General features: G+C 54.6%; 3 protein-coding genes. All 3 read left to right on the forward strand.

Features of this window, described 5'->3' with window-relative positions; translation table 11 throughout:
• A partial coding sequence (locus A7D17_RS19235) for a hypothetical protein (RefSeq protein WP_204377371.1) occupies positions 1-340 on the forward strand: 340 nt, incomplete at its 5' end.
• Positions 341-407: 67 nt separating this feature from the next.
• The gene (locus A7D17_RS24295; RefSeq protein WP_153042002.1) at positions 408-689 is read left to right on the forward strand and encodes a hypothetical protein; all 282 of its coding nucleotides are present in this window, start codon (positions 408-410) and stop codon (positions 687-689) included.
• 70 nt (positions 690-759) lie between these two features.
• Positions 760-1,140 (forward strand): GIY-YIG nuclease family protein, encoded by a 381-nt coding sequence (locus A7D17_RS25290; RefSeq protein ID WP_153042003.1) that lies wholly within the window; start codon positions 760-762, stop codon positions 1,138-1,140.
• The last annotated feature ends 185 nt before the right edge of the window (positions 1,141-1,325 follow it).

Here is a 1,325-nt window from a genome sequence, read left to right on the forward strand (position 1 = left end):
TCGCGCCGTGTCTGCTTGCGCTTGCCGTTGTACTCCGCGTCGCCAAAGCTCAGCTGCATCGAGATCGTCCGCTCGGTTCGTTGATCCATTGTGGCAGTATCAGATGGAGTTGTTCAGACCTTCCCTAAGGCAGTACGCCGGGGGCGGCGGCCTACGCACTTGCTTCAAGATCCCGTCAGAAATTGAGGCGCAGATAACCAACCTGCGCCAAGAGTATCTTGCAACCTTGAAGATTCTCTCGGAGAGATCTGGCGTTTCACCCAAGCAGAAAGGCCTCTTGTTTGAAAACGCAATGGAAATCTTGGCCGAGTTCAAAAACGCCCATGCGGCAGCGGCCTAACAAATCATCCAGGCCGACGCCACTTCGCGGCGCGGCTTAACTCAGGTGTTAGAACTCAGGGGGAACTATGTCGCGCGTCGTCAAAGAGATCCGTGCCACCGGCACTTCAGGGAAAGTAGCCGGCAAGCCATTCTTCGCGGTAGCGAGAGGCGGCAAATACACCTTGCACTCCGAGGATCTTGCGGCAAAAAGCGGCAAGCCTCTGCGCTACGGAGTCAATAAGGTTCTTGTTGATACGCTCGAAGAAGCGGCTGATCTTCTTGCCACAGGAAGCTTTCATATCCGCGTTTACAACGCGGAGCACAAGCAATCCAACCTACGCGCTCCAGACCAGGTGGTAGTTACGTGAGCCTGAGTTCTAACAGTTCATTCAAGCGGACGCCGCTTCACGGCGCGGCATAATTCAGGCGTTAGTGCCCATGAGAGGCTTTCGGGTGTCAGAAGTAGAGAACAACTGCCATGTGTACATACTTGCCAGCGAATCACAGGGCCTCGTAAAAGTTGGAAAATCCAACAATGCCAGGCGCGTTCCACACTTGATAGAGATGTGCTACGGCGGAGCCGAGGATTGGCGGCAGGTGGGAATTTTCTCGTTGGCCTCCAACCACGCTGCCGTCGCAGTTGAGAGTATGATTCACGCGCGCCTCGCCAACCAAGGGTTTCGTCGTGGTCGCTTTCCTTGGTTAAATCGATTGAATAACCGTCCGAGCTTTGCGGATGAGTGCTTTACTTGCAGCGCGGAGCATGCCATTTCCACCAGCGAGCACATGGTTTCTGTGTACCAAGCAAGCGTCGCTTGATGGCTGCTAATACTTCATTCAAGCCGACATAGCTTCTCGGTGCGGCTAACTTAGGCATTAGGGAAGGTCTGAACAACTCCATCTGATACTGCCACAATGGATCAACGAACCGAGCGGACGATCTCGATGCAGCTGAGCTTTGGCGACGCGGAGTACAACGGCAAGCGCAAGCAGACACGGCGCGA

Origin of the sequence: Xanthomonas floridensis (assembly GCF_001642575.1) — a bacterium.
In the GTDB taxonomy this organism is placed as follows: Bacteria; Pseudomonadota; Gammaproteobacteria; order Xanthomonadales; family Xanthomonadaceae; genus Xanthomonas; species Xanthomonas floridensis.